Source organism: Streptomyces sp. NPDC001796, assembly GCF_042892355.1.
In the GTDB taxonomy this organism is placed as follows: Bacteria; Actinomycetota; Actinomycetes; order Streptomycetales; family Streptomycetaceae; genus Streptomyces.
On sequence record NZ_JBIAUC010000005.1, the window covers coordinates 216,376 to 243,262 of the forward strand.

A 26,887-nucleotide genomic window follows, 5' to 3' on the forward strand; every position below is an offset into this window, starting at 1 on the left:
CGGGCCTCTGGCGGACCGGGTGGCCGCTGTGCGTGCCACCCGGTCCGCGAGCCGGCCCGGCCCGGGGGGAGTAGGCCGGACCGGGGTCTGATGGCTTGTGTCGACCGGTGGAGGCGACAACGTTGTCGGAATGGTCTGTACATGACTGTACCTTGACTTCAGACAACGATGTCAAGGGTCTTCCGTGTGGTTCACCCTCAAGGGTGCATCCCGGCGCTCCGCCCGAACGACGGCCTCCACAAGCGGCGTTCCAGAAGCGGCCTTCCGCAGGAGGGCCTTTCGCAGACGGTCTTCCGCCGTACGCCCGGCGCACGCTACTGTCCCTGCGGCTTGTGCGACCCGTGGTGCGCGACCCGTCCGAAGGAGGAGGGGCCGCGTCATGCGCTTCCGTCCGACGTCCCTGCTGCTGGCCGCCGCCCTGGCGGTCGGTGGCTCCCCCACTCTCGGCTTCGCTCGTGCGGGGGGACCCCCGTCCCCCGCGCTCGCCGCGGGCGCCCGACCATCATCCGACCTGGTGCGCGACCCCGCCGCGTACGTCGACCCGCTCATCGGCACCCGGAACGGCGGCAACGTCTTCCCCGGCGCCGTCGTTCCGTTCGGCATGCTGTCCTGGAGTCCCGAGAACACCCGGGGCGACTCGACGAGAACGGCCGCGCCCGGCGGTTACCAGTACGACGCCACCCGCATCCGGGGCTTCAGCCTGACCCACATGTCCGGCACCGGCTGCGCGGGCGGCAGCGGCGACATCCCGTTCTTCCCGTACACGGGCGAGGTCACCTCCTCACCGGCGAGCGACACCAAGGACGCCGTGTACGCGGCCGACTTCACGCACGCCGACGAGACCGCCGAGCCCGGCCACTACAAGGTGGGCCTGTCCTCCGGTGTCACGGCCGACCTGACGGCGACCGCGCGCACCGGCTCGGCCCGCTTCACGTTCCCCGAGGGCAGACCGGCCTCGCTGCTGATCCGCACCGCCAACTCCGAAGTGGGCTCCTCGGATTCGACGGTCACCATCGACCCGGGGACCCGCACGGTGTCCGGTTCCGTCACCTCCGGCGACTTCTGCGGCTATCTCGATCCCGAGGGACAACGCAGCTACTACACGCTCTACTTCACGGCCCGCTTCGACCGCTCCTTCACGGCGACCGGCACCTGGCAGGACGACAAGCTGAACCCGGGCTCGACGCACACGACCGGTGACACGGGAGGGTTCTCGCACGGCGGCCGTCCCGTCGCGGGCAAGGGAGCGGGCGGATACGTCGAGTTCGCACCGGGTCCGGATCCGGTGAACGTCGAGGTCGGCATCTCCTACGTCAGCCAGGCGGGCGCGGAGGCCAACCTGCGGGCCGAGAACCCCGACGGGCGGTCCTTCGAGTCCGTCGAGCACGCGGCCCGGCGGGCCTGGCGGGACCGCCTGGGCGCGATAGGGGTCGGCGGCGGCACCGACCGGGACCGCACCACCTTCTACACCGCGCTCTACCACGCCCTGCTGCATCCGAACGTGATCAGCGACACCGACGGACGCTACCGCGGCAGCGACGGCGAGGTGCACCGGGTGAGCCCCGGCCACCAGGCCCAGTACGGCACGTTCTCCGGCTGGGACGTCTACCGCGACCAGGTGCAACTGCTGACCCTGCTGAACCCGGACACCGGCTCCGACATAGCGCAGTCCCTGTACGAACTGGCCCGGCAGAACGGGGGAGTGTGGGACCGCTGGCTGCACGGCGCGAGCGGTACCCACGTCATGAACGGCGACCCCTCACCGACCGCCCTCGCGGGAATCCGGGCCTTCGGCGGCACGCGCTTCGACCTGCGGGGCGCACTGGACTCGCTGGTGCAGGCGGCGACGGTCCCGACCGGGCAGGACCTCTCGTCGGCGGGCAAGCCGGTGCTGTCGGTGGGGCAGCGCCCGTCCCTGGACAAGTATCTGGAGCACCACTACATGCCGTCCGTCTCCAACGCCTGGGGCGGCGCCGCCGAAACCCTGGAGATGTCCACGGCGGACTTCTCGCTCTCCCAGCTCGCCCGGGCGGCGGGGGAGAAGGACACCGCGTCGGCCTTCGCACGCCGTTCCCAGTGGTGGCAGAACAACTTCAACCTGGCCGCCGACCCCGGAGGCGGCTACATCGCGGGCCGAAAGGCGGACGGCAGCTGGGTCACCGGCTTCACCCCGTCGACCGGCAACGGCTTCGTGGAGGGCACGGCGGCCCAGTACACCTGGATGGTGCAGCACAACCCGGCCGGGCTGTTCGCGGCGATGGGCGGCCGTGACAAGGCACTCGCCCGCCTCGACGCCTTCTTCCACGACGCCGACGGCGGCTGGGCGTTCACCGGCCGCGGCGGCGACAAGGCGGAACTGGACAACGAGCCGTCGATCAACACCCCCTACCTGTACGACTACGCGGGCGCGCCCTACAAGACCCAGGAGACGGTACGGGCGGCGATGACCGGGCTGTGGTCGACCAGGCCCGAGGGCATCCCCGGCAACGACGACCTCGGCGCCATGTCGTCCTGGTACGTCTTCTCGGCGCTCGGCATGTACCCGCAGGTGCCGTCCCGCGCCGAACTCGTCCTCGCCTCCCCGCTCTTCCCGCGCGTCCTGATCCACCGCCCCCACGGCAACGACATCGAGGTCCGGGCCGAGGGCGCGGCCGGGGACGCCCCGTACATCCAGTCCCTCAGAGTCGACGGTCGCCTCAGCGAACGCCCCTGGCTGCCCGCGTCCTTCGTCCGTGACGGCGGCCGGCTCGACTACACCCTCTCCACCGTGCCGGACCGTTCCTGGGGCGGCGACCCCGCCGACGCGCCGCCGTCCTTCCGCGAGGGCGAGCAGCCGTACCAGATCGGCGTCGGCCCGACCACCGCGACCCTCGCCCCGGGCGGCAGCACCCGGGTCGGTATCCGCGCCCTGGCCCTGACCGGCGGCACGGGCCCCGAGGTGTGGTTCACGGTCGACACCCCGGACGGGGTGACAGCCGACCCCGCCCAGGGCACGGTCAAGGACGGCGCCCAGGAGATCACCCTGACCGCAGACCCCGCCGCCCGGCAGGGCTTCCACGACGTCAGGGTCACCGTGACCTCCGACGGCACCTCCTACGTCCAACCGGTGGCGCTGACGGTCGCGGCCCCGGGCACACTGCTCGCCGCCTACAACAACACCGGTGTCTCGGACGACCAGGGCGACCACGACGAGGCCGACTACGACGGCGGCGGCTGGAGCTACTCCCGCCAGGCCCTGGCGGACGCCGGTCTGACGGCGGGCAGGCAGGGCACGGTGGACGGACTGACCTTCACCTGGCCGAACTCGCCGAGCGGCCGACCGGACAACGCGTCCGCGACCGGACAGACCATCGAACTCGCCGGCCCCGCGGCGAAGGTGAGCTTCATCGGCAGCGCCGTCAACGGCAACGAGCAGACCAAGGCCACCGTGACCTACACCGACGGCACCAGCGACAGCATCGACCTCTCCTTCACCGACTGGACCGTCGGTGGAGGCGGGGGCGCCGTCCAGTACGGCAACGAGGTGGTCGCGAAGACGGCGTACCGCAACGTCGCCGGCGCCGACAAGGACCCGGTGGCGACCTACGTCTTCGCCACCAAGCCCTTCGAGGCCCCCGTCGGCCGGAGCATCAGGAGCGTGACGCTGCCGGACGACACCGACCTGCACGTGTTCACCCTCGCCACCAGCTGATCAGCGCTGTCCAGCACGAAGGGGCGGGCCCGGACGGGCCCGCCCCTCTCCCGTGCCGGCGTGGCGTCAGGCCAGCAGTTCCACCTCCGCCAGCGTCGACTCCTTCGTGAACGTCAGGCGGTAGTGCGCGTACGTGCCGGGATGCGGGATGGAGAACGCCCTGGTCTGCCGGTCCCAGGTGAAGGACTCGCTCGACCGCTGGTCCAGGGTCGTCCACTGTGTGCCGTCCTCGGAGGCCTCGAGGGTCCAGCCCGTGGGGGCCAACGCGCGGTCCGCCGGGGACGTCAGCGTGTACTGCACCGCCTTGGTGCCGTCCGTGACCGGCAGGTCCACGCTCGTCACGGCCGCCTCCGTCGTCGAGGTGTTGTCGAAGAGCGGACCGTCACCCCTGAGCGCGTCCGCCCGCGGCGAGGGCGCCTTGTCGTCCCGCGTGATGGACACCGGTGCCGCGTTCTTGCCGGTGCCCCAGGCCGAGGGCCGCGGACCCATGTCGAACTCCAGCACTCCGCCCCGGGAGAGCAGGGAATGCGGCAGCGACGTCGACGTCCACTCCTTGCCGTCGACCCTCAGGCCCTGGACGTAGACGTTCCGCGCGCTGTTCCTCGGGGCCTTGATGACCAGGTCCCTGCCGTTCTCCAGGTGCACGGTGGCCTTGGTGAACAGCGGTGACCCGATGGCGTACTCGCCGCTGCCCATCACCAGCGGGTAGAAGCCCAGCGCCGAGAAGACGTACCAGCCGGACTGCTCGCCGTTGTCCTCGTCGCCGTGGTACCCCTGCCCGATCTCGCTGCCCGTGTACAGGCGGGAGAGCACCTCGCGGACCTTCTCCTGCGCCTTCCAGGGCTGACCCGCCGCGTCGTACATGTAGATCACGTGATGCGCGGGCTGGTTGGAGTGCCCGTACATGCCCATCCGAACGTCACGGGCCTCCGTCATCTCATGGATGACGCTGCCGTAGGAGCCCACGAACTGAGGAGAGGCCGTCTCCGGTGTCGCGAAGTACTCGTCCAGCTTGTCCGCCAGCTTCGTCCGGCCGCCGTACAGGTTGGCAAGGCCCCGGCTGTCCTGCGGGACCGTGAAGGCGAAGCCCCACCCGTTGGTCTCCGTGTAGTCGTAGCCCCACACGCGCGGGTCGTACTTCGACGGGTCCAGCCGCCAGTCGCCCTGCGCGTCGCGGCCCTGGAAGAAGCCCACCCTCGAGTCGAAGAGGTCGACGTAGTCCCGGGCGCGGTTGAGGAAGTAGGCCGACTCCTCCTTGTAGCGCTGCTTGCCGGTCTTCTCGTACAGGGCCTGGCCCATCCTGGCGATGCCGTAGTCGTTGATGTACCCGTCCATCGCCCACGACAGGCCCTCGCGGGTGGCGGTGCTGGTGTAGCCGAGGAACGGTGAGGTGGCCATGCCCTTGCGGCCCACGCCGGACGACGGCGGCAGGACCGTCGCGTTCTTCACCGCCGCGTCGTAGGCGGCCTGAGCGTCGAACTTCACGCCCTTCACATAGGCGTCCGCGAACGCCACGTCCGACGAGGTGCCCGTCATCAGGTCCGCGTAGCCGGGGGACGACCAGCGGGAGGTCCAGCCGCCGTCCTTGTACTGCTGCACGAAGCCGTCGACGAGCTCGCCCGCCTGAGCCGGTGTCAGGAGGGAGTATGCGGGCCAGGTCGTCCGGTAGGTGTCCCAGAAGCCGTTGTTGACGTACACCTTGCCGTCGACGATCTTCGCCCCGGTGTGCGTGGCCGTGTCCGGGCCCGGCATCGGGGAGAACGGGGACGCGTACCGGTAGGCCGATCCCACCTTCTCGAAGCCGGAGTTGGGGTAGAGGTACAGCCGGTACATCGACGAGTACAGCGTCGTGAGCTGGTCGGTGGTCGCGCCCTCGACCTCGATGGTGCCGAGCAGCTTGTCCCACGTCCCCTGGGCGCGCGCCCTGACGTCGTCGAACGAGGCGCCGTCCGGGATCTCCTGGCGCAGATTGTCCTTCGCCTGGTCGATGCTGATGAGGGACGTGGCGAGGCGCAGCGTGACCGTGTGGTCGGCGCCCGGCTTGAAGCGCAGATAGCCCTTCACGCCCGAGGCCGCCCCGTCCGTCACCGGCGCGTCGAACACGCCGTACACGAACAGGCGTGTCGCGCCCGTCGACAGCCCGGACTTCACGTCGGAGAAGCCGGTCACGACGCCGGCCGCGGTGTCGAGGGTGAGCCCCGCCTGCTCGGTCACATTGTCGAAGATCACGCTCGCGTCGTCGCCGGGGTAGGTGAACCGCAGCACCGCCGCGTGGTCCGTCGGCGTCATCTCCGCCTTGAGTCCGCCCTCGAAGGTCACGCCGTAGTAGTAGGGGCGCGCGATCTCGTTCTCGTGCCGGAACGGCAGCGCCCGCGCGCTGCGCCCGGTGTCCGGAGTGCCGGACGCGGCCGACGGCATCACCTGGAACGTCTGCCGGTCGCCCATCCACGGGCTCGGCTCATGACTCGCGCTGAACGCCTGGATCGTGGGCAGATTGTCGGAGTTGTTGGCCCGCGCGTAGTCGTACAACCAGCTCAGCGAGCCGGCGTTGGTCACCGGCGTCCAGAAGTTGAAGCCGTGCGGCAGCGCGGTGGCCGGGAAGTTGTTGCCCCGGGAGAAGGAGCCGCTGGAGTTGGTGCCGCGAGTGGTCACCGCGTAGTCGGACAGATGTGCCCTGGGCTTGTCCGGCGCTACCGGCTTCAGCGCGAGGTCGTCCAGCCAGCCCCGGAACCTGGCCGGCCCCTTCGGCGAGTCGTACGCCACCAGGATCCGGTCCACGGTCTTGCCGTCCGCCACCGACCCGATCCGCGACACCACGTTGTTCCACTGGTTGACGTACAGCGCCTTGGCCGCGCCCTGTCCCGTGGGGCTCAGCGGGAAGCCGTGCTGGTCGAGCGCGCCCAGGTCACTGAGGTGGGTGCCGTCGGTGAAGTCCAGGTCGACCGAGACGTTCGTGGCGTCGTAGTCCCGGTCGCCGTCCGCCATCGCCGGGAAGATCCGGTACGACAACTGCGTGTCCCGCTCGACGCGTACGTTCACGTCGAAGACCTTGTTGTACGAGTACGCCCGCCCGTCGGCGGTGTGCGAGCCGGCGTAGCGTAGCGCCCGCCTGCCCGTGAAGCCCGCGCCCGCCTTGGCGGTGGGGGAGCCGAGCGGACCGCGGTCCACCAGCGTGCGCATGTCCTTCGGCGTGGGGTCGGTGCTGCTGCCCGTGGAGAACTGCACATCGGCGAGTTGCAGTATGCCGCCGCTGTGGTTCCTCGTGATGTCCAGCCGGAAGTGCGCGTACTCGGCCGGCTCGGCGAGATCGTACGACTTGGTCTGGAAGCGCTGGTCGAACGATTCCCCGGTGCGGGTGTCCAGTGTCTTCCAGTCCTTGCCGTCGGTGGACCCCTGAAGGGTCCAGTCGGCGGGGTCCCGCTCGGCGTGGTCGTTGGCCGAGGTCAGCGCGTACGTCACCACCTTGACCGGCTCGTCCAGGTCGAACTCCGCCCAGCCCGTCGGCGCGAAAGTGAGCCATTTGGTGCCCGGCTCGCCGTCGATCAGGTTGTCCGCGACCTCGCCGGCGTCCGTGTTCTCGGCGCTGGCCCGGACATCGGTCACCTCATCGGTCACATTGCCCGGGATGCCCGTTGTGTATCCTCCGTCCACACCGGACGCCCGCTTGGTGCCGTCCGCCGCCGTGTCCACAGTGTTCAGCCACGTCGGCGCCGGATCCCCCGGCTCGAAGGAGGAAGCGAACTCGCGGTCCGCGGCCGCCGCTTCGCCGGGCAGAGCCACCGCCGCGCCCTGGGCCGCCACCAGCAACGCGAAGGCGGCCGTTGCCACGGCCGCCGTAGGAGCCCATCTGTGCCGAGATCTGTGCTGCATGCGCGAGCACCCTCCCTGCGCCTGTTGAGAATGGACAACGTTGTCACTTCGCTGCGCAAGGACCAGTAGGTGGTCAAGTGGTCAGTGATGTCAAGGGCGTTGGCTGTGGCATTCGGGCTCAATGCAATGGGTATCGCGTTCGAGAGCCGTGCGGGCGCCCCGTATTTCCACGAGGTCTCAACTCGGAAACGCACGGCGGCAACCTTGCTTGCGATATTGCTCCGGCGACGGAGAGTGGACTATACCTGTCGGCGTCCGGCCAGCCGTCATCTTGGTGTCACGACGGCTGTGGACAGGCACGACCCGGGGAAAGCCGGAGGCGGCGGACCGACTCGAGAACGAACCACGCCGCTCCGTCCCCTGAATCGCTCATGCACGACCCCAGCTTCACCATCACCGCGGTGCCGGGGAGGAGCCGGTGCACCGCCTGAGTCCTGGAGAAGGCGAGGACTTGAGCATGGGATCCACTTCCGGCGAGCACACCACCACCCCCGAAGGCATCGGCACCACCCCCGAAGGCGTCGGGCGGCGCAGCCTGATCAAGCGTTCCGTCGCGCTGGGCCTGGTCTCCGTCCCCACGATGAGCTTCCTGTCCGCCTGCGCCAGCAGCGGGGGCGGCGGCCAGGACAAGGCGAAGACGGGCAAGAAGACCAAGCAGAACCCGCTCGGCGTCAACGACACGGCGCAGATGGAATTCGTGCTCTTCGACGGCGGCTTCGGCAAGGAGTACGCCCAGGACGCGGTCAAGATCTACCAGAAGGACTTCCCGAAGGCGAAGGTGAAGTTCTCCGCCACCCAGAAGATCCAGTCCACCCTGCAGCCGCGCTTCAACCAGGGCAATCCGCCGGACCTCATCGACAACTCCGGCGCCGAGCAGATGGACATGGGCGTCCTCGTCAGCCGCAACCAGCTCGCCGACCTCACCCCGCTCCTCGACGCCCCCTCCTACGACGACCCCTCGAAGAAGGTCCGCGACACACTGCGTCCCGGCATCGTCGAGATGGGCCAGTTCGACGGCAACCCCGTGTGGATCATGTACTACGCCTACACGGTCTACGGCGTCTGGTACTCGCAGAAGCTCCTCGACTCGCTCGACGAGAAGTACCCCGAGACCTGGGACGAGATGCTCAAGGTCTGCGAGAAGGCCAAGAAGAAGGGCATCGCGGGCTGGACCTACGCCGGCAAGTACCCGTACTACATCCCCTTCTCCCTGTATCCGATGATCGGCAAGGTCGGTGGCCGCGAGGTCCTCGACGCCATCGACAACCTGGAGCCGAACGCCTGGAAGCACCCGGCCGTCAAGGCCTGCTTCGAGGCTTACTACGAGCTCTACAAGAAGGGCTACATCCTCAAGGGCACACCGGGCCTCGACCACATCCAGTCGCAGACCGCCTGGGCCCAGGGCAAGGCGCTGTTCATCCCGAACGGCTCCTGGGTGGAGAACGAGTCCGCCAACGTCATCCCGGCCGACTTCGACCTCGCCGTCTCCGCGCCCTCCGGCATCGACTCCTCCGACAAGCTGCCCTTCGGCACCATCTGGGCCTCCGGAGGTGAGCCCTTCATCGTCCCCGCCAAGGCGCAGAACCCCGCGGGCGGGATGGAGCAGCTGCGCATCATGCTCAGCGAGGCGTCCTCGAAGAACTTCACCACCAAGGTCAAGTCGCTGACGGCCTTCAACGGCGGCACCACGGGCATCAGCCTCACCCCGGGCCTGAAGTCGGGTGTGGCCGCGCTGGAGAAGGCGGGAAGCAACGTCCTGAACCCGCGGCTGCAGGACTGGTACGTGCAGCTGCAGAAGGAGAAGATCGGCGTGTCCGGTCTCGGCGAGATGATGGCGGGCCGTATCACCCCGGCCGAGGCCATCAAGCGGATCCAGGGCTTCGCCGACGAGACCGCCAAGGACACGTCGATCAAGCACTACAAGCACCAGTGAGGGTCCGTCAGGGGCAGGTCTTACAGGGGCAGGTCTTCCAGGCGCAGGCCTGTCAGCGGCAGGTCCGTCAGCGGCAGCGGAGGCGGCCGCCCGCACGGCCGGATCGGGGTCGGTAGCCATGCATCACGGCAAGTACCGGTTCATCGTGGGGTTCCTGACGGTTCCCCTCGGCCTGTACGCGCTCTTCGTCGTCTGGCCGTTCATCCAGTCCATCTACTACTCGTTCACGGACTGGACCGGTCTGAGCCCCGAGTTCAAGATGGTGGGCTTCGACAACTACACGCGGATGATCCACGACGACATCTTCTGGAAGTCGCTGTGGCACAGCCTGCTGTTCGCGCTGGTGCTGCCGCCGGTGACGATCGGGCTCGCGCTGTTCCTCGCCTTCATGATCAATGTGGGCGGGCGGCGGCGGAAGGGCGGACCGGCGATCTCCGGCGTCCGCGGCTCGTCCTTCTACAAGATCGTCTACTTCTTCCCGCAGGTGCTCTCCATCGCGATCGTCGCCCTGCTGTTCGCTTTCGCGTACAACCCGGACAGCGGCGCCGTCAACTCGCTGCTGCGCGGCATCGGGCTCGGGAGCGTCCAGCCGCTGTGGCTGGGCGATCCGGGTCTCGCCCTGTGGTGCGTGATGGCGGTCCTCGTCTGGTCCACGGTCGGCTTCTTCGTGGTCCTGTTCTCCGCGGGCATGGCCTCCGTCCCGGCGGACCTGTACGAGGCGGCGCTCCTGGACGGGGCGAACCGCACCACCACGTTCTTCCGGATCACCCTGCCGCTGCTGTGGGACACCGTGCAGTCCGGCTGGGTGTACATGGGCATCCTCGCCCTGGGCGCGGAGTCGTTCGCGGTCGTACAGATCATGACGACCGGGCCGGGCGGGCCGGACTACTCGACCACCGTCATGGTGCTGTACGTCTACCAGAAGGCCTTCCGCGACGGTCAGGCCGCCTACGCAACCACGATCGGTGTCGCCCTGCTCGTCGTCACGCTGCTGTTCGCGGCGGTCGTGATGCGGCTGGGCCGGCGCGAGCGGCTGGAGTACTGACGATGGAGACCACCGAGACCCCCGCCCCGAACCCGGCCGAACCGCACGCCTCCGTCGCAAAGGCGGACACACCGGTCGGCGGGCCGCCCCGGGCGAAGCGGGAGGGCACCGTCCTGAACGTCTTCTCGCACGGCATGCTGGTCCTGTGGGCGTTCATGGTCGTCATGCCGCTGCTGTGGGCGGTGATGACCTCCTTCAAGGACGACCGCTCGATCTTCGACTCGCCCTGGTCGCTGCCGGACAGGCTGCACTTCGAGAACTGGGCGCGGGCCTGGACCGACGCCAACATGAGCGACTATTTCCTCAACACCGTGCTGGTCGTCGGCGGTTCGCTCGTCGGCACCCTGGTGCTCGGCTCGATGGCGGCGTACGTCCTCGCCCGCTTCGACTTCCCGGGCAACCGGTTCATCTACTACCTGTTCATCGGCGGCATGAGCTTCCCTATCATGCTGGCGCTGGTCCCGCTGTTCTACGTCGTGAACAACATGGGGCTGCTGAACACGATCCACGGGCTGATCCTCGTCTACATCGCCTACTCGCTGCCCTTCACGGTGTTCTTCCTGACCGCGTTCTTCCGCTCGCTGCCCACCTCGGTGGCCGAGGCCGCGTTCGTGGACGGGGCCTCGCACTCCCGTACGTTCTTCCAGATCATGCTGCCGATGGCCAAGCCGGGCCTGATCAGCGTGGGGATCTTCAACTTCCTGGGCCAGTGGAACCAGTACATGCTCCCGACGGTCCTGAACACCGACCCCGACAAGCGCGTCCTCACCCAGGGCCTGGTCCAGCTGGCGGCCAGCCAGGGGTACAAGGGCGACTGGTCCGGACTCTTCGCCGGCCTGGTGATGGCGATGCTGCCGGTCCTCGCGGCCTACATCGTCTTCCAGAGGCAGGTGGTCCAGGGCCTGACGGCGGGCGCCCTGAAGTAGTGATCGACTTCCACTGACTTCCCAGTGCTCCGGCCTGCCGGCGTCTTCCCCGTGAACCGGGAACGGCGCCGGCGTGTCCGTCCGCCCTCTTTTTGATCTCTCACGATTTCCGTCAAGGACTTGACTGCGGTAACCCGTTCAGCGGAGCTTGGAGTTCACAACTTGTACGTGACTCGGATTCCGCTGATGTGACCCGGGTCACATGGGCGGCGCCGTGGCCGCCGCGCTGAGGGCAGGAGTGAATGAGTCGATGGAGACTCCGGGATCGCAGTCGTCGCTGCATCGGGCAAATCTGGAGCGTGTCGTCCGTGCGGTGCGCCTGGCCGGGTCGCTGACGCAGGCCGAGATCGCGAGGACGACGGGTCTGTCCGCGGCGACCGTCTCCAATATCGTGCGGGAGCTGAAGGACGGCGGAACCGTCGAGGTCACGCCCACGTCGGCGGGTGGCCGCAGGGCTCGCAGCGTCTCTCTCAGCGGTGACGCCGGCATCGTGATCGGCGTCGACTTCGGGCACACCCATTTGCGCGTCGCGATCGGGAACCTCGCCCATCAGGTGCTCGCCGAGGAGTCCGAGCCCCTGGATGTGGACGCCTCCGCCGCGCAGGGCTTCGACCGGGCGGAAGAGCTGGTCAGCAGGCTGATCGAGGCGACCGGAGTGAGCCGGTCCAAGATCGCCGGCGTGGGCCTCGGCGTGCCCGGACCCATCGACGTCGAGTCGGGCACGCTCGGCTCCACCGCCATCCTGCCGGGCTGGACCGGCACCCGACCCGCCGAGGAGCTGCGGGGGCGGCTCGGCGTGCCCGTGCACGTGGACAACGACGCCAACCTCGGCGCCCTCGGCGAGCTGGTCTGGGGCAGTGGCCGAGGGGTCAAGGACCTGGCGTACATCAAGGTGGCGAGCGGTGTCGGCGCCGGACTGGTGATTGACGGCAAGATCTACCGCGGGCCTGGCGGCACAGCGGGAGAAATCGGGCATATTACTCTCGATGAATCCGGTCCCGTCTGCCGCTGCGGGAACCGGGGCTGCCTGGAGACGTTCGCGTCGGCGCGGTACGTGCTGCCGCTGCTCCAGCCCAGCCACGGCGCCGACCTGACCATGGAAGGCGTGGTGAGGCTGGCGCGGGACGGTGATCCGGGCTGTCGTCGGGTGATCGCCGATGTCGGCCGCCACATCGGCAGCGGGGTCGCCAACCTGTGCAATCTGCTCAACCCGAGCCGCGTGGTCCTGGGCGGTGATCTCGCCGAGGCCGGTGAGCTGGTCCTCGGGCCCATCAGGGAGTCGGTCGGCCGGTACGCGATCCCCAGTGCCGCACGCCAGCTCTCGGTGCTGCCGGGGGCGCTCGGCGGCCGCGCGGAGGTCCTCGGCGCGCTCGCTCTCGCACTCAGTGAAATGGGTGATTCAACCCTTTTGGACGGCAGCCTGCCTGCTGCGACGCCTGTCTTCACTTAGATAACGGATGGCACCGTTGCCATCTCGTTAAGGATTTACTTCTTGACGTCGCACGTGTGGCCGAGTTGACTTCCAGCCACCTCGGCCGCAACGACGCGGCCTCGTCAGGGAGGTTTCTAGAAGTGAACACGCGTATGCGTCGTGCGGCCTTCGCCGTTGCTGCTGGTGCCATGGCCGTTTCGCTCGCCGCCTGCGGCAGCGCCAAGGAGTCCGCCAAGAGCTCTTCCTCGTCCTCGAGCGCCAAGAAGGGCGACGCCATCAAGGTGGGTCTGCTTCTCCCCGAGAACCAGACGGCGCGTTACGAGAAGCTCGACCGTCCCTTGATCGAGAAGAAGGTCAAGGAGCTGACGAACGGCAAGGGCGAGGTCGTCTACGCCAACGCCAAGCAGGACGCCACCCTGCAGAACCAGCAGGTCGACACCATGATCACCAACAAGGTCGACGTGCTGATCGTGGACGCGGTGGACTCCGCGGCCATCAAGAACTCCGTGCAGAAGGCCAAGGACGCCGGCATCCCGGTCGTCGCCTACGACCGCCTGGCGCAGGGCCCGATCAGCGGCTACACCTCGTTCGACAACGAGACGGTCGGCAAGACCCAGGGCCAGGCCCTCCTCACGGCCCTCGGCTCCAAGGCGAAGTCCGGCAAGATCGTCATGATGAACGGCTCCGTCACCGACCCGAACGCCGCGCAGTTCAAGAAGGGCGCCCACGAGGTGCTCGACGGCAAGGTGAACATCGGCAAGGAGTACGACACCAAGGACTGGAAGCCGGAGAACGCCAACGCCAACATGGAGGCGGCGATCTCCGCCCTCGGCAAGCAGAACATCGTCGGTGTCTACTCCGCCAACGACGGCATGGCCGGCGGTATCATCACCGCCCTCAAGGCCGCCGGCATCAAGGCCCCGGTCACCGGTCAGGACGCCGAACTCGCCGGTGTGCAGCGCATCGTCACCGGTGAGCAGTACATGAGCGTCTACAAGCCGTACCCGCAGGAGGCCGACGTCGCCGCGGAGATGGCTGTCGACCTCGCCCAGGGCAAGCCCGTCGACTCGATAGCGAAGGACAAGGTCGACAGCCCGACCACCAAGCAGGTGCCCGCCGTCATCGTCCCGGTCGTCGCCCTGACGAAGGACAACATCAAGGACACCGTCGTCAAGGACGGCCTGTGGACCGTCGCGGACATCTGCACCGCGCAGTACAAGTCGGCCTGCGCCGCGATCGGCCTGAAGTAACCGGCCTCAAGCCCCTTTCCCGCAGCGGGAATTCGCCCTTGAATTCCCCTGAGGGACTGGCGCACTGAAAGCTCCTCCGGCGCCCCGCCTTCACCAGCCCCGCAAGCTCGTCGCGGGGCGCCGGACGGAACACCCCCCCAAACTTCTGCACAACCTCCCGCCGGGTCAGGCGGCGAAGGAGATGGTTCACGTGTCCGCTACGCCCGTGCTGGCGTTGCGCGGGGTCTCCAAGCGGTTCGGTGCCGTTCAGGCGCTCACCGACGTAGAGCTTGAGGTCCACGCCGGTGAGGTGGTCGCCCTGGTCGGCGACAACGGCGCCGGAAAATCCACGCTGGTCAAGACGATCGCCGGCGTGCACCCCATCGATGAGGGCGTCATCGAGTGGGAAGGAAAGACCGTCCACATCGGCAAGCCGAACGACGCCCAGAACCTGGGCATCGCGACGGTCTACCAGGACCTCGCGCTGTGCGACAACATCGACGTCGTCGGCAACCTCTACCTGGGCCGGGAGATCCGCCGCCGCGGCGTCCTGGACGAGGTGGAGATGGAGCGGCGCTCACGCGAGCTGCTGGACCAGCTGTCCATCCGCATCCCCAGCGTCCGCATTCCGATCGCCTCGCTCTCCGGCGGTCAGCGCCAGGTCGTGGCCATCGCCCGTTCCATGCTGGGCGAGCCCAAGCTGGTGATCCTCGACGAACCCACTGCCGCCCTCGGCGTCGAGCAGACCGCGCAGGTCCTCGACCTGGTGGAGCGGCTGCGGGAGCGCGGTCACGCCGTGATCCTCATCAGCCACAACATGGCCGACGTGAAGGCCGTCGCCGACAAGGTGGCGGTGCTGCGTCTGGGGCGCAACAACGGCGTCTTCGAGGTCAAGACGACCTCGCAGGAAGAGATCATCTCCGCCATCACCGGCGCCACGGACAACGCCGTGACCCGTCGTGCGGCGCGCAGCAATGGGGAGATCAAGAAGTGAGCATCGACAAGACCTCCACGCCCCCCGAAGACACCGTCGTGGAGAACCCCGAGGCGGCGGCGAAGGCGGTCACCGCCGTCGACCCCCGTCTGCTGGTGCGCGAGCAGGGCTTCGCGGGCTACGTCACCGAGTTCAAGCGGAAGATGAAGGCCGGTGACCTGGGCGCCATCCCGGTCGTCGTCGGTCTGGCGATCATCTGGATCATCTTCCAGAGCCTGAACTCGAACTTCCTCACCGCCGGCAACCTCTCCGACATCTCCGTCGCCATGGTCGGCACGGGCATGATCGCCGTCGGTATCGTCTTCGTGCTGCTGCTCGGCGAGATCGACCTGTCGGTCGGCTCGGTCTCCGGTGTCGCGGGCGCCACCTTCGCCGTGCTGAACATCACTCACGGCATGAGCGAGTGGCTCGCCTTCGTGCTGGCCATCCTCACCGGTACGGTCGCCGGCGCCATCCACGGCTTCGTCTTCGCGAAGATCGGTGTGCCCGCGTTCGCGGTCACCCTGGCCGGTCTGCTGTTCTGGAACGGCTTCATGCTCCAGATCCTCGGCGACAGCGGCACGATCAACCTGAACAGCGACGGCCTCGTCGCCAAGCTGACGACGTACTACTTCTCCGACGTGGCCGCCGCCTACGGGCTCGCGCTCGTGGTGACCGTGCTGTACTTCCTCAGCTCCTACTTCGGCAACAAGCGGCGCGAGGCCGCGGGTGTGCCGTCCCGGCCGCTGAGCGAGACGATCCTGCGCACGGCGCTGCTCGCGGTCCTCGCGTTCGCCGTGGCCGTCGTCTACAACCAGTACAAGGGCCTGCCGCTCGCGGTGGTCATCTTCATCGCTGTGCTGCTCATCACGGACTTCGTGCTGCGCCGCACCGCGTACGGCCGGAAGGTGTTCGCGCTCGGCGGCAGCGTGGAGGCGTCCCGCCGCGCCGGTATCAACGTGGCCGCGGTCCGCATCTCGGTCTTCGCCATCTCCGGCACGTTCGCCGCGATCGGCGGTCTGTTCATCGCGTCGAAGATCGCGTCCGCCAACCAGGGCGCCGGTGGCGGTGACCTGCTGATGAACGCGATCGCCGCCGCGGTGATCGGTGGTACGTCGCTGTTCGGTGGGCGTGGCCGCACGTGGAACGCGCTGCTCGGTGTGCTGGTGATCGTCTCGATCCAGTACGGTCTCGCCCTCGAGGGCATCGCCTCGCCGGTGCAGTACATGATCACCGGTGGTGTTCTGCTCGCCACGGTCGTCATCGACGCCGTGACCCGCAAGACCCAGAAGACGGCCGGCCGCGCCTAGCCGCAGCCGAACCCTCAGGTCACTGTGCCCGGCGCCAACGGCGGCGCCGGGCACAGTCCTGCGTCCCGGCCCGTGTTCGGGCGGACACGTCGGGGGGATCCATGGGGCCATCGGTGATCCTCACAGGGGGAACATTAGACTCGACAGGCCCGGCGAATGCTCGACACAGCTCTACTGCAAGGAGGCACGGGTGCCGCTGCTGACCCGCATCAGGGGACCGCGCGATCTGGACCGGCTCAGCCTGGAGGAGCTGGACCAGCTGGCAGAGGAGATCCGGACCTTCCTCGTCGACGCCGTCTCCAAGACCGGCGGCCACCTCGGTCCGAACCTCGGTGTGGTCGAGCTCACCATCGCCCTGCACCGCGTCTTCGACTCCCCGAAGGACAAGGTGCTGTGGGACACCGGCCACCAGGCCTACGTCCACAAGCTGCTCACCGGCCGTCAGGACTTCTCGGGGCTGCGCAGCAAGGGCGGCCTGTCCGGCTACCCCTCGCGCGCCGAGTCCGACCACGACGTCATCGAGAACTCGCACGCCTCCACCGTCCTCGGCTGGGCCGACGGCCTGGCCAAGGCCAACCAGCTGCTGAAGCGCGACAGCCACGTCGTGGCCGTCATCGGTGACGGCGCCCTCACCGGCGGCATGGCCTGGGAGGCGCTGAACAACATCGCCGACGCCAAGGACCGCCCGCTGGTCATCGTCGTCAACGACAACGAGCGTTCCTACGCGCCCACCATCGGCGGCCTCGCCAACCACCTGGCCACGCTGCGCACCACCGACGGCTACGAGAAGTTCCTGGCCCGCACCAAGGAGGTCCTGGAGCGCACGCCCGTCGTCGGCAAGCCGCTCTACGAGACCCTGCACGGGGCCAAGAAGGGCCTGAAGGACTTCATCGCCCCGCAGGGCATGTTCGAGGACCTGGGGCTGAAGTACGTCGGCCCGATCGACGGGCACGACATCGAGGCCCTGGAGTCCGCCCTGGCCCGCGCCAAGCGGTTCGGCGGCCCGGTCATCGTGCACTGCCTCACCGAGAAGGGCCGCGGCTACCGGCCCGCCGAGCAGGACGAGGCCGACCGCTTCCACGGCATCGGCCCCATCCACCCCGACACCGGCCTGCCCATCAAGGCGGCCGCCGCCAGCTGGACCTCCGTCTTCGGCGACGAGATGGTCAGGCTCGGCCGGGAGCGCGACGACATCGTCGCCATCACGGCCGCGATGCTCCAGCCGGTGGGCCTCAAGAAGTTCGCGGACGCCTTCCCGAACCGTATCTACGACGTCGGCATCGCCGAGCAGCACGGCGCGGTCTCCGCGGCCGGCCTCGCCACCGGCGGTCTGCACCCCGTCTTCGCGGTGTACGCGACCTTCCTCAACCGCGCCTTCGACCAGGTGCTCATGGACGTCGCCCTGCACAAGTGCGGTGTGACGTTCGTGCTCGACCGGGCGGGCATCACGGGCGACGACGGCGCCTCCCACAACGGCATGTGGGACATGTCGATGCTCCAGGTGGTGCCGGGCCTGAGGATCGCCGCCCCGCGCGACGCCGAGCAGCTGCGGGCCCAGCTGCGAGAGGCCGTCGACGTGGACGACGCGCCGACCGTGCTGCGCTACTCCAAGGGCGTCGTCGGCCCGGCCGTCCCCGCCGTCGGCAAGGTCGGCGGCATGGACGTGCTGCGCAAGGCGGAGGCCCCCGTGCCGGACGTCCTGCTGGTCTCCGTCGGCGCGCTCGCACCCATGTGCCTGGAGATCGCCGACCTCCTCGACAAGCAGGGCATCTCCACCACCGTCGTCGACCCCCGCTGGGTCAAGCCCGTCGACGAGGCGCTGGCCCCGCTCGCCGAGCGGCACCGTGTGGTCGTCACCGTCGAGGACAACTCCCGGGTCGGCGGTGTGGGTTCGGCGATCGCGCAGGCGCTGCGCGACGCGGGTGTGGACGTGCCGCTGCGCGACTTCGGCGTCCCGCCGCGCTTCCTCGACCACGCCTCCCGCAAGGAGGTCCTCGCGGAGATCGGCCTGACCGCGCCGGACATCGCCCGCCAGGTCACCGGGCTGGTCTCCAAGCTGGACGGCGGCCTCCCCCACTCTCGGCTTCGCTCGAGCGGGGGGACCCCCACCGACCGTACGGGCACCGCCCAGGCCGTGGACTCGGTGGAGCCCGCCCGCGACTGAGACCACCCGCCGTGCGCGCCCGGGCCGGTTCCTCCATCCTTTACGGTGGCGAAACCGGCCCGTTTGCGTGAATCTGCCCGTGCCGGGGCACACGGAGTACGCCCCGTTTCGATCATGTCGGGGACGGCGAGCGCGGGAGGTATGCCATGAGCAGCACCCTCTTCCGGACGAAGAACGTCGAGCAGTCGATCCAGGACACCGAGCAGCCGGAGCACGCGCTCAGAAAGACCCTGTCCGCTCTTGACCTGACCGTGTTCGGCGTCGGGGTCATCATCGGCACCGGCATCTTCGTGCTCACCGGCAAGGTCGCCAAGCAGAACGCGGGCCCCGCCGTCTCCCTGTCCTTCGTCCTGGCCGGCGTCGTCTGCGCGCTCGCCGCCCTCTGTTACGCGGAGTTCGCCTCCACGGTGCCGGTCGCCGGATCCGCGTACACGTTCTCCTACGCCACGCTCGGCGAGCTGCCCGCCTGGATCATCGGCTGGGACCTGGTCCTGGAGTTCGCGCTCGGCACGGCGGTGGTCGCCGTCGGCTGGTCCGGGTACATCCGCTCGCTGCTCGACAACGCGGGCTGGCACCTGCCGGCCTATCTCGGCGGACGGGAGGGGGCGCACGGATTCGGATTCGACATTCTCGCCGCCGCGCTCGTCCTTCTCCTCACCGCGATACTCGTCCTCGGGATGAAGCTGTCGGCCCGGGTCACCCAGCTCGTCGTCGCCGTCAAGGTGACCGTGGTGCTGATCGTGATCATCGGGGGCGCCTTCTTCGTCAACAGCGCCAACTACAAGCCCTTCGTCCCCGAGCCGCAGGCGGTGCCCGCGGGCGGCAGCCTCAAGGCTCCGCTCATCCAGCTCATGGTCGGCTGGGCACCGTCCAACTTCGGCGTGATGGGCATCTTCACCGCCGCGTCCGTCGTCTTCTTCGCCTTCATCGGCTTCGACATCGTGGCGACCACCGCCGAGGAGACCCGTAACCCGCAGCGCGACATGCCGCGCGGAATCCTCGGTTCCCTGCTCATCTGCACCGCGCTGTACGTGGCGGTGTCGATCGTCGTCACCGGCATGCAGCACTACAGCAGGCTGTCCGTGGACGCCCCGCTCGCCGACGCGTTCAAGGCCATCGGCCATCCCTGGTTCGCGGGTGTGATCAGCTTCGGTGCCGCCGCCGGCCTGACCACGGTCTGCCTGATCCTGCTGCTCGGCCAATCCCGGGTCTTCTTCGCGATGAGCCGCGACGGGCTGCTGCCCCGCTTCTTCTCCCACGTCCACCCGCGCTTCAAGACCCCGCACCGGCCGACCATCCTGCTCGGCGTGGTCATCGCCGTCGTCGCGGGCTTCACCAGCCTCAGCGAACTGGCCGAACTGGTCAACATCGGCACGCTGTTCGCGTTCATCGTCGTCGCGATCGGCGTGGTCATCCTCCGCCGCACCCGCCCCGACCTGCCACGCGCCTTCCGCACTCCGTTCGTTCCGGCGGTGCCGATCCTGTCGGTGTGCGCCTCGCTGTGGCTGATGCTGAACCTGCCCGCCGAGACCTGGCTGCGGTTCGCGATCTGGCTGGTCATCGGGTTCGTCGTGTACTTCCTCTACGGCCGTTCGCACAGCCGTGTGGGACATGCCGGGAAGTCCGCGGCGGGCGGGGTGAGCAGCCCGCCCGGAGGCGGCACCCGGTGACCACGGCGTTCGGCACGGGGTGTTCAGCGCACCGTGCGCGGGCCCGTCACCTCCGCGCCGAGATCCGTCACCCGGCGCCGTAGCTCCCGGTCCGCCGTGACGACCAGGACCGCGCGGTCCCCGGCCTCGGCGACCAGCTCGACGATACGGTCGTCCCCGCTGCCGGGGGCCGCGTCCACCCGGACGCCGGGCACGGGCTCCACGCCGCGTGCCGCACCCTCCACCACCAGCACCAGCTCCAGCGGCCCGGGAAAGCCGGGCAGCCCGTCGGCGGCGAACGGCACGAGACGGTCCCGCAGCCGGTCGGCGGCGCCCCGCCGGTCCCGCCACCAGCCGTCGGGCACCGACCCGACGACGTTGGCGCCATCGACGATCACCAGGAGCGGGACACTCATGCCCCCAGCGTCCCACGAGCCTGTCCGGCCCGCGCGAGGGACGCCTCAGCGACATCGGGGGAGTGCCAACGGTCCCCGGCTGAACGGCCCCTGACTGCCGCAGCCGGGACGGCGGCTCTGACCGGCCCCACCCCACGGGCCCTGCGGCACACAACGGGAAGGGGGCCTCCGCCTTGCGCGGAGGCCCCCTTCACCGTGCCACGGCCGTTACGCCGGAACCGACGCCACACCCGGCTCGAGGAACGTCTTGCCGTTCACGCGCTCCGAGACGCCCTCGCGGTCCAGGTACGGCGTGATGCCGCCCAGGTGGAAGGGCCAGCCGGCGCCCGTGATCAGGCACAGGTCGATGTCCTGGGCCTCGGCGACGACGCCCTCCTCGAGCATCAGCCCGATCTCCTGCGCCACCGCGTCCAGGACGCGGGCGCGGACCTGCTCCTCCGTCAGGACCGTGTCGCCCTGCTTCAGCAGCGCGGCGACCTCCGGGTCCAGCTCGGGCTTGCCGCTGTCGTAGACGTAGAAGCCGCGCTTGCCGGCCTCGACGACCGCCTTGAGGTTCGGGGAGACCGTGAAGCGGTCCGGGAACGCCCTGTTGAGGGTCTCCGAGACGTGCAGGCCGATCGCCGGGCCGACGAGCTCCAGCAGGACCAGCGGGGACATCGGCAGACCCAGCGGCTCCACCGCCTTCTCCGCCACCTCGACCGGGGTGCCCTCGTCGATGACGTTCTGGATCTCGCCCATGAAGCGGGTCAGGATGCGGTTCACGACGAACGCCGGGGCGTCCTTGACCAGAACCGCGGTCTTCTTCAGCTTCTTGGCCACCGCGAAGGCGGTCGCGAGCGAGGCGTCGTCGGTCTTCTCGCCGCGGACGATCTCCAGGAGCGGCAGCACGGCGACCGGGTTGAAGAAGTGGAAGCCGACGACCCGCTCGGGGTGCTTCAGCTTCGACGCCATCTCCGACACCGACAGGGAGGAGGTGTTGGTGGCGAGGATCGCGTGCTCGGGCGCGACCGCCTCGACCTCCGCGAACACCTGCTGCTTGACACCCATCTCCTCGAACACGGCCTCGATGACGAAGTCCGCGTCGGCGAAGCCCTCCGCCTTGTCCAGGACGCCGGAGACCAGCGCCTTGAGGCGGTTGGCCTTGTCCTGGTTGATCCGGCCCTTGCCGAGCAGCTTGTCGATCTCGGCGTGGACGTAGCCCACACCCTTGTCGATGCGCTCCTGGTCGATGTCCGTCAGGACGACCGGGACCTCGAGGCGGCGCAGGAAGAGCAGGGCGAGCTGCGAGGCCATCAGACCGGCGCCGACGACGCCGACCTTGGTGACCGGGCGCGCCAGGTTCTTGTCGGGGGCGCCCGCCGGGCGCTTGCCGCGCTTCTGGACGAGGTTGAACGCGTAGATGCCGGCGCGCAGTTCCCCGCCCATGATCAGGTCCGCGAGGGCCTGGTCCTCGGCGTCGTAGCCCTGCTGCAGGTCGCCGTTCTTCGCGGCCGCGATGATGTCGAGGGCGCGGTAGGCGGCCGGGGCCGCGCCGTGCACCTTGCCGTCCGCGATGAAGCGGCCCTTGGCGACGGCCTGGTCCCAGGCCTCGCCGCGGTCGATCACCGGACGCTCGACGACGATCTCGCCCTTGAGGACGGACGCCGTCCAGATCAGCGACTGCTCCAGGAAGTCGGCGCCCTCGAAGATGGCGTCGGCGATCCCCAGCTCGTAGACCTGCGCGCCCTTGAGCTGCTTGTTCTGGTTGAGGCTGTTCTCGATGATCACCGAGACGGCCTTGTCGGCGCCGATCAGGTTCGGCAGCAGGGTGCAGCCGCCCCAGCCGGGGACCAGGCCCAGGAAGACCTCGGGGAGCGAGAAGGCGGGCAGGGACGCGGACACCGTGCGGTAGGTGCAGTGCAGGCCGACCTCGACGCCGCCGCCCATCGCCGCGCCGTTGTAGTAGGCGAACGTCGGGACGGCCAGCTTGGACAGCCGCTTGAAGACCTCGTGGCCGCCCTTGCCGATGGCCAGCGCGTCCTCGTGCCGCTTCAGCAGCTCGACGCCCTTGAGGTCGGCGCCGACCGCGAAGATGAACGGCTTGCCGGTGATGCCGACGCCGACGATCTCGCCGTCCGCGGCCTCCTTCTCGACCTGGTCGATCGCCGTGTTGAGGTTCGCGAGCGAGGCCGGGCCGAAGGTGGTCGGCTTGGTGTGGTCGTGGCCGTTGTCGAGGGTGATCAGGGCGAAGCGGCCCACACCGAACGGCAGGTCGAAGTGGCGTACGTGCGCCTGCGTGACGACCTCGTCCGGGAACAGCTCGGCCGCGCCCTTCAACAGCTCAGCGGTGGTGCTCACTTGTCGCCTCCGTCGAAGTGCGGGTTCTCCCAGATGACCGTCGCGCCCATGCCGAAGCCGACGCACATGGTGGTGAGGCCGTAGCGGACCTGCGGCTGCTCCTCGAACTGGCGGGCGAGCTGCGTCATCAGCCGGACGCCCGAGGAGGCCAGCGGGTGGCCGAAGGCGATCGCGCCGCCGTACTGGTTGACGCGCTCGTCGTCGTCCGCGATGCCGTAGTGGTCGAGGAAGGCCAGGACCTGGACGGCGAAGGCCTCGTTGATCTCGAACAGGCCGATGTCGGAGATCGACAGGCCCGCCTTGGCGAGGGCCTTCTCCGTGGCCGGGATCGGGCCGTAGCCCATGACCTCCGGCTCGACGCCCGCGAAGGCGTAGGAGACGAGACGCATCTTGACCGGCAGGTCGTTCTCGCGGGCGAAGTCCTCGCTCGCGATGATCGAGGCGGTGGCGCCGTCGTTCAGACCGGCCGCGTTGCCCGCGGTGACCCGGCCGTGGACGCGGAACGGCGTCTTGAGGCCCTGCAGGTTCTCCAGGGTCGTACCCGGGCGCATCGGCTCGTCGGCCGTGACGAGACCCCAGCCGGTCTCGCCGCCCTCGGGGTTGGTGCGGCGCACCGAGATCGGCACCAGGTCCTGCTGGATCTTGCCGTTGGCGTACGCCTTCGCGGCCTTCTCCTGGGAGCGCACGGCGTATTCGTCGGCGCGCAGCTTGGTGATGTGCGGGTAGCGGTCGTGGAGGTTCTCCGCGGTCATGCCCATGAACAGCGCGGACTCGTCGACCAGCTTCTCGCTCACGAAGCGCGGGTTCGGGTCGACGCCCTCGCCCATCGGGTGGCGGCCCATGTGCTCCACACCGCCCGCGATGACGGCGTCGTACGCGCCGAAGGCGATCGAGCCGGCCGTGGTCGTCACGGCCGTCATCGCACCCGCGCACATGCGGTCGATGGAGTAGCCGGGGACCGACTGGGGCAGACCGGCCAGGATGCCCGCGGTGCGGCCGAGGGTCAGGCCCTGGTCACCGATCTGCGTGGTCGCGGCGATGGCGACCTCGTCGATCTTCTTCGGGTCGAGACCCGGGTTGCGGCGCAGCAGCTCCCGGATCGCCTTCACGACGAGGTCGTCGGCGCGGGTCTCGTGGTAGATGCCCTTCGGGCCCGCCTTGCCGAACGGGGTACGGACGCCGTCGACGAAGACGACGTCCCTGACGGTACGAGGCACGATGGCTCTCCTCCAGGGTGCGGGATGGCACTGCTGCGACACGCTGAGCGCGCGCTCAGTCCCATGCTACTTGTGGGTAACCAAGCTGCCCAGTCCCGCACGCCCAAGCGGTGAAGGTCACACCTTCGGCGGAGCCGTGGAGCCCCCGCCGGCTCGGCAAGGGCTCGGAGCGGGAGGCGGCGGGCCGCGGTCCGCAGAGGCGGCGGGCCGTGCAGTCACGCGGCTCCGCCCCTGTCGTCATGCGGTCCCCGCCGTATCGGCACCGGTCCCGCCGCGCCGGCGCCGGCCACCGAAGACGCCCCGCACCCGCGCCCAGCACCCGCGCCCCCCACCCGCCGTACGACAAAGCCGCTACGGCGCCTGGGTGCCCGTCACGGACAGCGCCTTCACCAGCACCGGGGTGACCTGCTCGACCTGCCAGGCCCTCGCCCCGTAACCGGCCAGCGCGGAGGCAACGGCCTCCGCGTCCACCGGCTTCGGCGGCTCCCAGCACAGGCGCCGCACGGTGTCCGGGGAGATCAGGTTCTCCTGGGGCATGGTGAGCTGCTCGGCCAGGGCCGACACCGCGGCGCGCGCAGCGGACAGCCGGGCCGCCGCCGCCGGATCCTTGTCGGCCCAGGCCCGCGGCGGCGGCGGACCCGTCACCGGCTGCCCCGGCTGCGGCAGCTCCGCCTCCGGCAGAGCCTTGGCGCGGTCGATCGCGGCCTGCCACTGCTCCAGCTGGCGCCGCCCCATGCGGTGCCCGAAACCGTTCAGCGCGGCCAGGGCGTGGACGTTCGGCGGCAGGGCGAGGGCCGCCTCGACGATCGCGGCGTCCCCGAGCACCTTGCCCGGCGAGACGTCCCGGCGCTGCGCGATCCGGTCCCTGGCCTGCCACAGCTCCCGGACGGCCGCCATCTGCCGGCGGCGGCGCACCTTGTGCATTCCGGACGTACGGCGCCAGGGGTCCTTGCGCGGCTCGGGCGGCGGGGCTGAGGCGATCGCGTCGAACTCCTGCCGGGCCCACTCCAGCTTCCCCTGCCGCTCGAGTTCCTTCTCCAGGGCGTCCCGCAGGTCCACGAGCAGTTCGACATCGAGGGCCGCGTAGCGCAGCCAGGGCTCGGGCAGGGGCCGCGTCGACCAGTCGACGGCGGAGTGGCCCTTCTCCAGGATGAAGCTGAGGACGCTCTCCACCATGGCGCCGAGGCCGACCCTCGGGAACCCGGCGAGGCGCCCGGCCAGCTCGGTGTCGAACAGACGGGTGGGCACCATGCCTATCTCGCGCAGGCAGGGCAGGTCCTGGGTGGCGGCGTGCAGCACCCACTCGGCGTCGGAGATCGCCTCGCCCAGGGCGGACAGGTCTGGGCAGGCCACCGGGTCGATCAGCGCGGTGCCCGCGCCCTCGCGGCGCAGCTGCACGAGGTAGGCGCGCTGGCCGTACCGGTAGCCGGACGCGCGCTCGGCATCGACCGCGACGGGGCCGGTGCCGGCGGCGAAGGCGGCGATCACCTCGGCGAGGGAGGCGTCGTCGGCGATCACGGGCGGAATGCCGTCACGCGGCTCGAGCAACGGGATCGGCGCCGTTTCGACGTCGTCCGGAGGGGCGCCTCCGGTGGTTCGCAGTGGGCTGTCTGCTGCGGTCTCTTGGGCGTCGGTCACCTGTCAAGGGTATCTGTGTGTCGACTACGCCCGCCGACGGAACGTTCCGTCGACGGGCGATGGGGGGTCGTAAACCAGTCATGTGTCATATGGGTCGTTCGTGTCCGCACAAGGGCGCGGTGGCGGTGTACGGCGACGGGACGGCGGGCGTCCCGGGGCGTGCGGCCAGGTCCCCGGACGCGGCTCGGCGGCGGCTCGGTGTGGACGCGGACCAGGGCGGGTGGAGGAGGGGGCAGGAAGTCGGGGAGCCAGGGGTCTGGTCGTCCGGTGGTCAGGGGCGAGAGGGTCAGTGGATGATGCCGGTCCGCAGGGCCACCGCCACCATCCCGGCACGGTCGCCGGTGCCGAGCTTGCGGGCGATGCGGGCCAGGTGGCTCTTCACGGTCAGCGCGGACAGGCCCATCGAGACGCCGATCGCCTTGTTCGACTGCCCTTCGGCGACCAGACGCAGCACCTCCACCTCGCGGCCGGACAGCTCGCGGTAGCCGCCCGGGTGACTCGGGGCACCCGGGGGGCGGCGGTGCAGGCGCGCGGCGGCGGCGCCGATGGGTGCGGCACCCGGCCGGGTGGGGAGCCCGATGTTGGTGCGGGTGCCGGTGACGACATAGCCCTTGACTCCGCCCGCGAGGGCGTTGCGGACCGCTCCGATGTCGTCGGCGGCGGACAGGGCCAGACCGTTGGGCCAGCCCGCCGCCCGGGTCTCCGACAGGAGGGTGAGACCGGAGCCGTCGGGGAGGTGGACGTCGGCGACGCAGATGTCGCGCGGGTTGCCGATACGAGGACGGGCCTCTGCGATGGACGACGCCTCGATGACGTCGCGCACTCCGAGCGCCCAGAGATGGCGGGTGACGGTGGAACGAACGCGCGGGTCGGCCACGACGACCATGGCGGTCGGCTTGTTGGGGCGGTAGGCGACCAGGCTTGCGGGCTGCTCGAGGAGAACGGACACCAGGCCTCCTGGATGGGTGCGGGGACGGGGCCGGCTCGGGGAAGCGGCCGGGACGAACCGTGTTTCAAGGTCACAGTCGTCTTCGGCACCAAACTCGTGCTCCTTTAG

Annotated in this window: 16 protein-coding genes; 10 read left to right on the forward strand and 6 right to left on the reverse strand. The window is 69.5% G+C overall.

Features of this window, described 5'->3' with window-relative positions; translation table 11 throughout:
• Positions 1-379: 379 nt before the first annotated feature.
• The gene (locus ACFYZE_RS13065; protein WP_388991861.1) at positions 380-3,691 is read left to right on the forward strand and encodes a GH92 family glycosyl hydrolase; all 3,312 of its coding nucleotides are present in this window, start codon (positions 380-382) and stop codon (positions 3,689-3,691) included.
• Positions 3,692-3,757: 66 nt separating this feature from the next.
• On the opposite strand, the gene ACFYZE_RS13070 is transcribed toward ACFYZE_RS13065, so the two are convergent.
• Entirely contained in the window at positions 3,758-7,561 is a 3,804-nt protein-coding gene (locus ACFYZE_RS13070) for a GH92 family glycosyl hydrolase (protein WP_388991864.1), read from the reverse strand.
• Between the two features lie 457 nt (positions 7,562-8,018).
• Between ACFYZE_RS13070 and ngcE the strand changes: the two genes are divergently transcribed.
• The 9 genes from ngcE (at position 8,019) to ACFYZE_RS13115 (ending at position 20,243) form a co-directional block, all read left to right on the forward strand.
• Positions 8,019-9,494 carry an N-acetylglucosamine/diacetylchitobiose ABC transporter substrate-binding protein gene (ngcE, locus tag ACFYZE_RS13075; protein WP_388991867.1) on the forward strand — a complete coding sequence of 492 codons (1,476 nt, stop codon included), beginning with the start codon at positions 8,019-8,021 and terminating at the stop codon, positions 9,492-9,494.
• Positions 9,495-9,612: 118 nt separating this feature from the next.
• Positions 9,613-10,539 carry a carbohydrate ABC transporter permease gene (locus ACFYZE_RS13080; protein ID WP_388991870.1) on the forward strand — a complete coding sequence of 309 codons (927 nt, stop codon included), beginning with the start codon at positions 9,613-9,615 and terminating at the stop codon, positions 10,537-10,539.
• 2 nt (positions 10,540-10,541) lie between these two features.
• Complete coding sequence (locus ACFYZE_RS13085; protein ID WP_388991873.1) at positions 10,542-11,465, forward strand: carbohydrate ABC transporter permease; 924 nt, start codon at positions 10,542-10,544, stop codon at positions 11,463-11,465.
• A 250-nt stretch (positions 11,466-11,715) separates the two neighbouring features.
• On the forward strand, positions 11,716-12,915 hold the full coding sequence (locus ACFYZE_RS13090; RefSeq protein ID WP_388991876.1) for an ROK family transcriptional regulator: 1,200 nt from the start codon (positions 11,716-11,718) through the stop codon (positions 12,913-12,915).
• Positions 12,916-13,049: 134 nt separating this feature from the next.
• Positions 13,050-14,147, forward strand: a complete 1,098-nt coding sequence (locus ACFYZE_RS13095) for a substrate-binding domain-containing protein (RefSeq protein ID WP_388992424.1) — start codon at positions 13,050-13,052, stop codon at positions 14,145-14,147.
• 181 nt (positions 14,148-14,328) lie between these two features.
• Entirely contained in the window at positions 14,329-15,120 is a 792-nt protein-coding gene (locus tag ACFYZE_RS13100; protein WP_200418385.1) for an ATP-binding cassette domain-containing protein, read from the forward strand.
• The gene (locus tag ACFYZE_RS13105; RefSeq protein WP_388991879.1) at positions 15,117-16,409 is read left to right on the forward strand and encodes a sugar ABC transporter permease; all 1,293 of its coding nucleotides are present in this window, start codon (positions 15,117-15,119) and stop codon (positions 16,407-16,409) included. Before ACFYZE_RS13100 ends, ACFYZE_RS13105 begins: the two co-directional genes overlap by 4 nt.
• Before the next feature lie 190 nt (positions 16,410-16,599).
• The gene (gene dxs, locus ACFYZE_RS13110; RefSeq protein ID WP_388991883.1) at positions 16,600-18,573 is read left to right on the forward strand and encodes a 1-deoxy-D-xylulose-5-phosphate synthase; all 1,974 of its coding nucleotides are present in this window, start codon (positions 16,600-16,602) and stop codon (positions 18,571-18,573) included.
• Positions 18,574-18,719: 146 nt separating this feature from the next.
• Positions 18,720-20,243, forward strand: a complete 1,524-nt coding sequence (locus tag ACFYZE_RS13115; protein WP_388991886.1) for an amino acid permease — start codon at positions 18,720-18,722, stop codon at positions 20,241-20,243.
• 23 nt (positions 20,244-20,266) lie between these two features.
• Here ACFYZE_RS13115 and ACFYZE_RS13120 read toward each other — a convergent pair whose 3' ends face one another.
• From ACFYZE_RS13120 to ACFYZE_RS13140, 5 genes are all read right to left on the reverse strand, one after another.
• Positions 20,267-20,638, reverse strand: a complete 372-nt coding sequence (locus tag ACFYZE_RS13120; protein WP_388991889.1) for an NTP pyrophosphohydrolase — start codon at positions 20,636-20,638, stop codon at positions 20,267-20,269.
• A 207-nt stretch (positions 20,639-20,845) separates the two neighbouring features.
• Entirely contained in the window at positions 20,846-22,975 is a 2,130-nt protein-coding gene (locus tag ACFYZE_RS13125) for a 3-hydroxyacyl-CoA dehydrogenase NAD-binding domain-containing protein (protein WP_388991892.1), read from the reverse strand.
• Complete coding sequence (locus ACFYZE_RS13130) at positions 22,972-24,192, reverse strand: thiolase family protein (RefSeq protein WP_388991894.1); 1,221 nt, start codon at positions 24,190-24,192, stop codon at positions 22,972-22,974. Before ACFYZE_RS13130 ends, ACFYZE_RS13125 begins: the two co-directional genes overlap by 4 nt.
• Positions 24,193-24,543: 351 nt before the next feature.
• Positions 24,544-25,830 carry an HRDC domain-containing protein gene (locus ACFYZE_RS13135; RefSeq protein ID WP_388991897.1) on the reverse strand — a complete coding sequence of 429 codons (1,287 nt, stop codon included), beginning with the start codon at positions 25,828-25,830 and terminating at the stop codon, positions 24,544-24,546.
• Positions 25,831-26,116: 286 nt separating this feature from the next.
• Positions 26,117-26,779, reverse strand: coding sequence for a response regulator transcription factor (locus tag ACFYZE_RS13140; RefSeq protein ID WP_043444816.1), 663 nt, complete (start codon positions 26,777-26,779; stop codon positions 26,117-26,119).
• Positions 26,780-26,887: the final 108 nt, after the last annotated feature.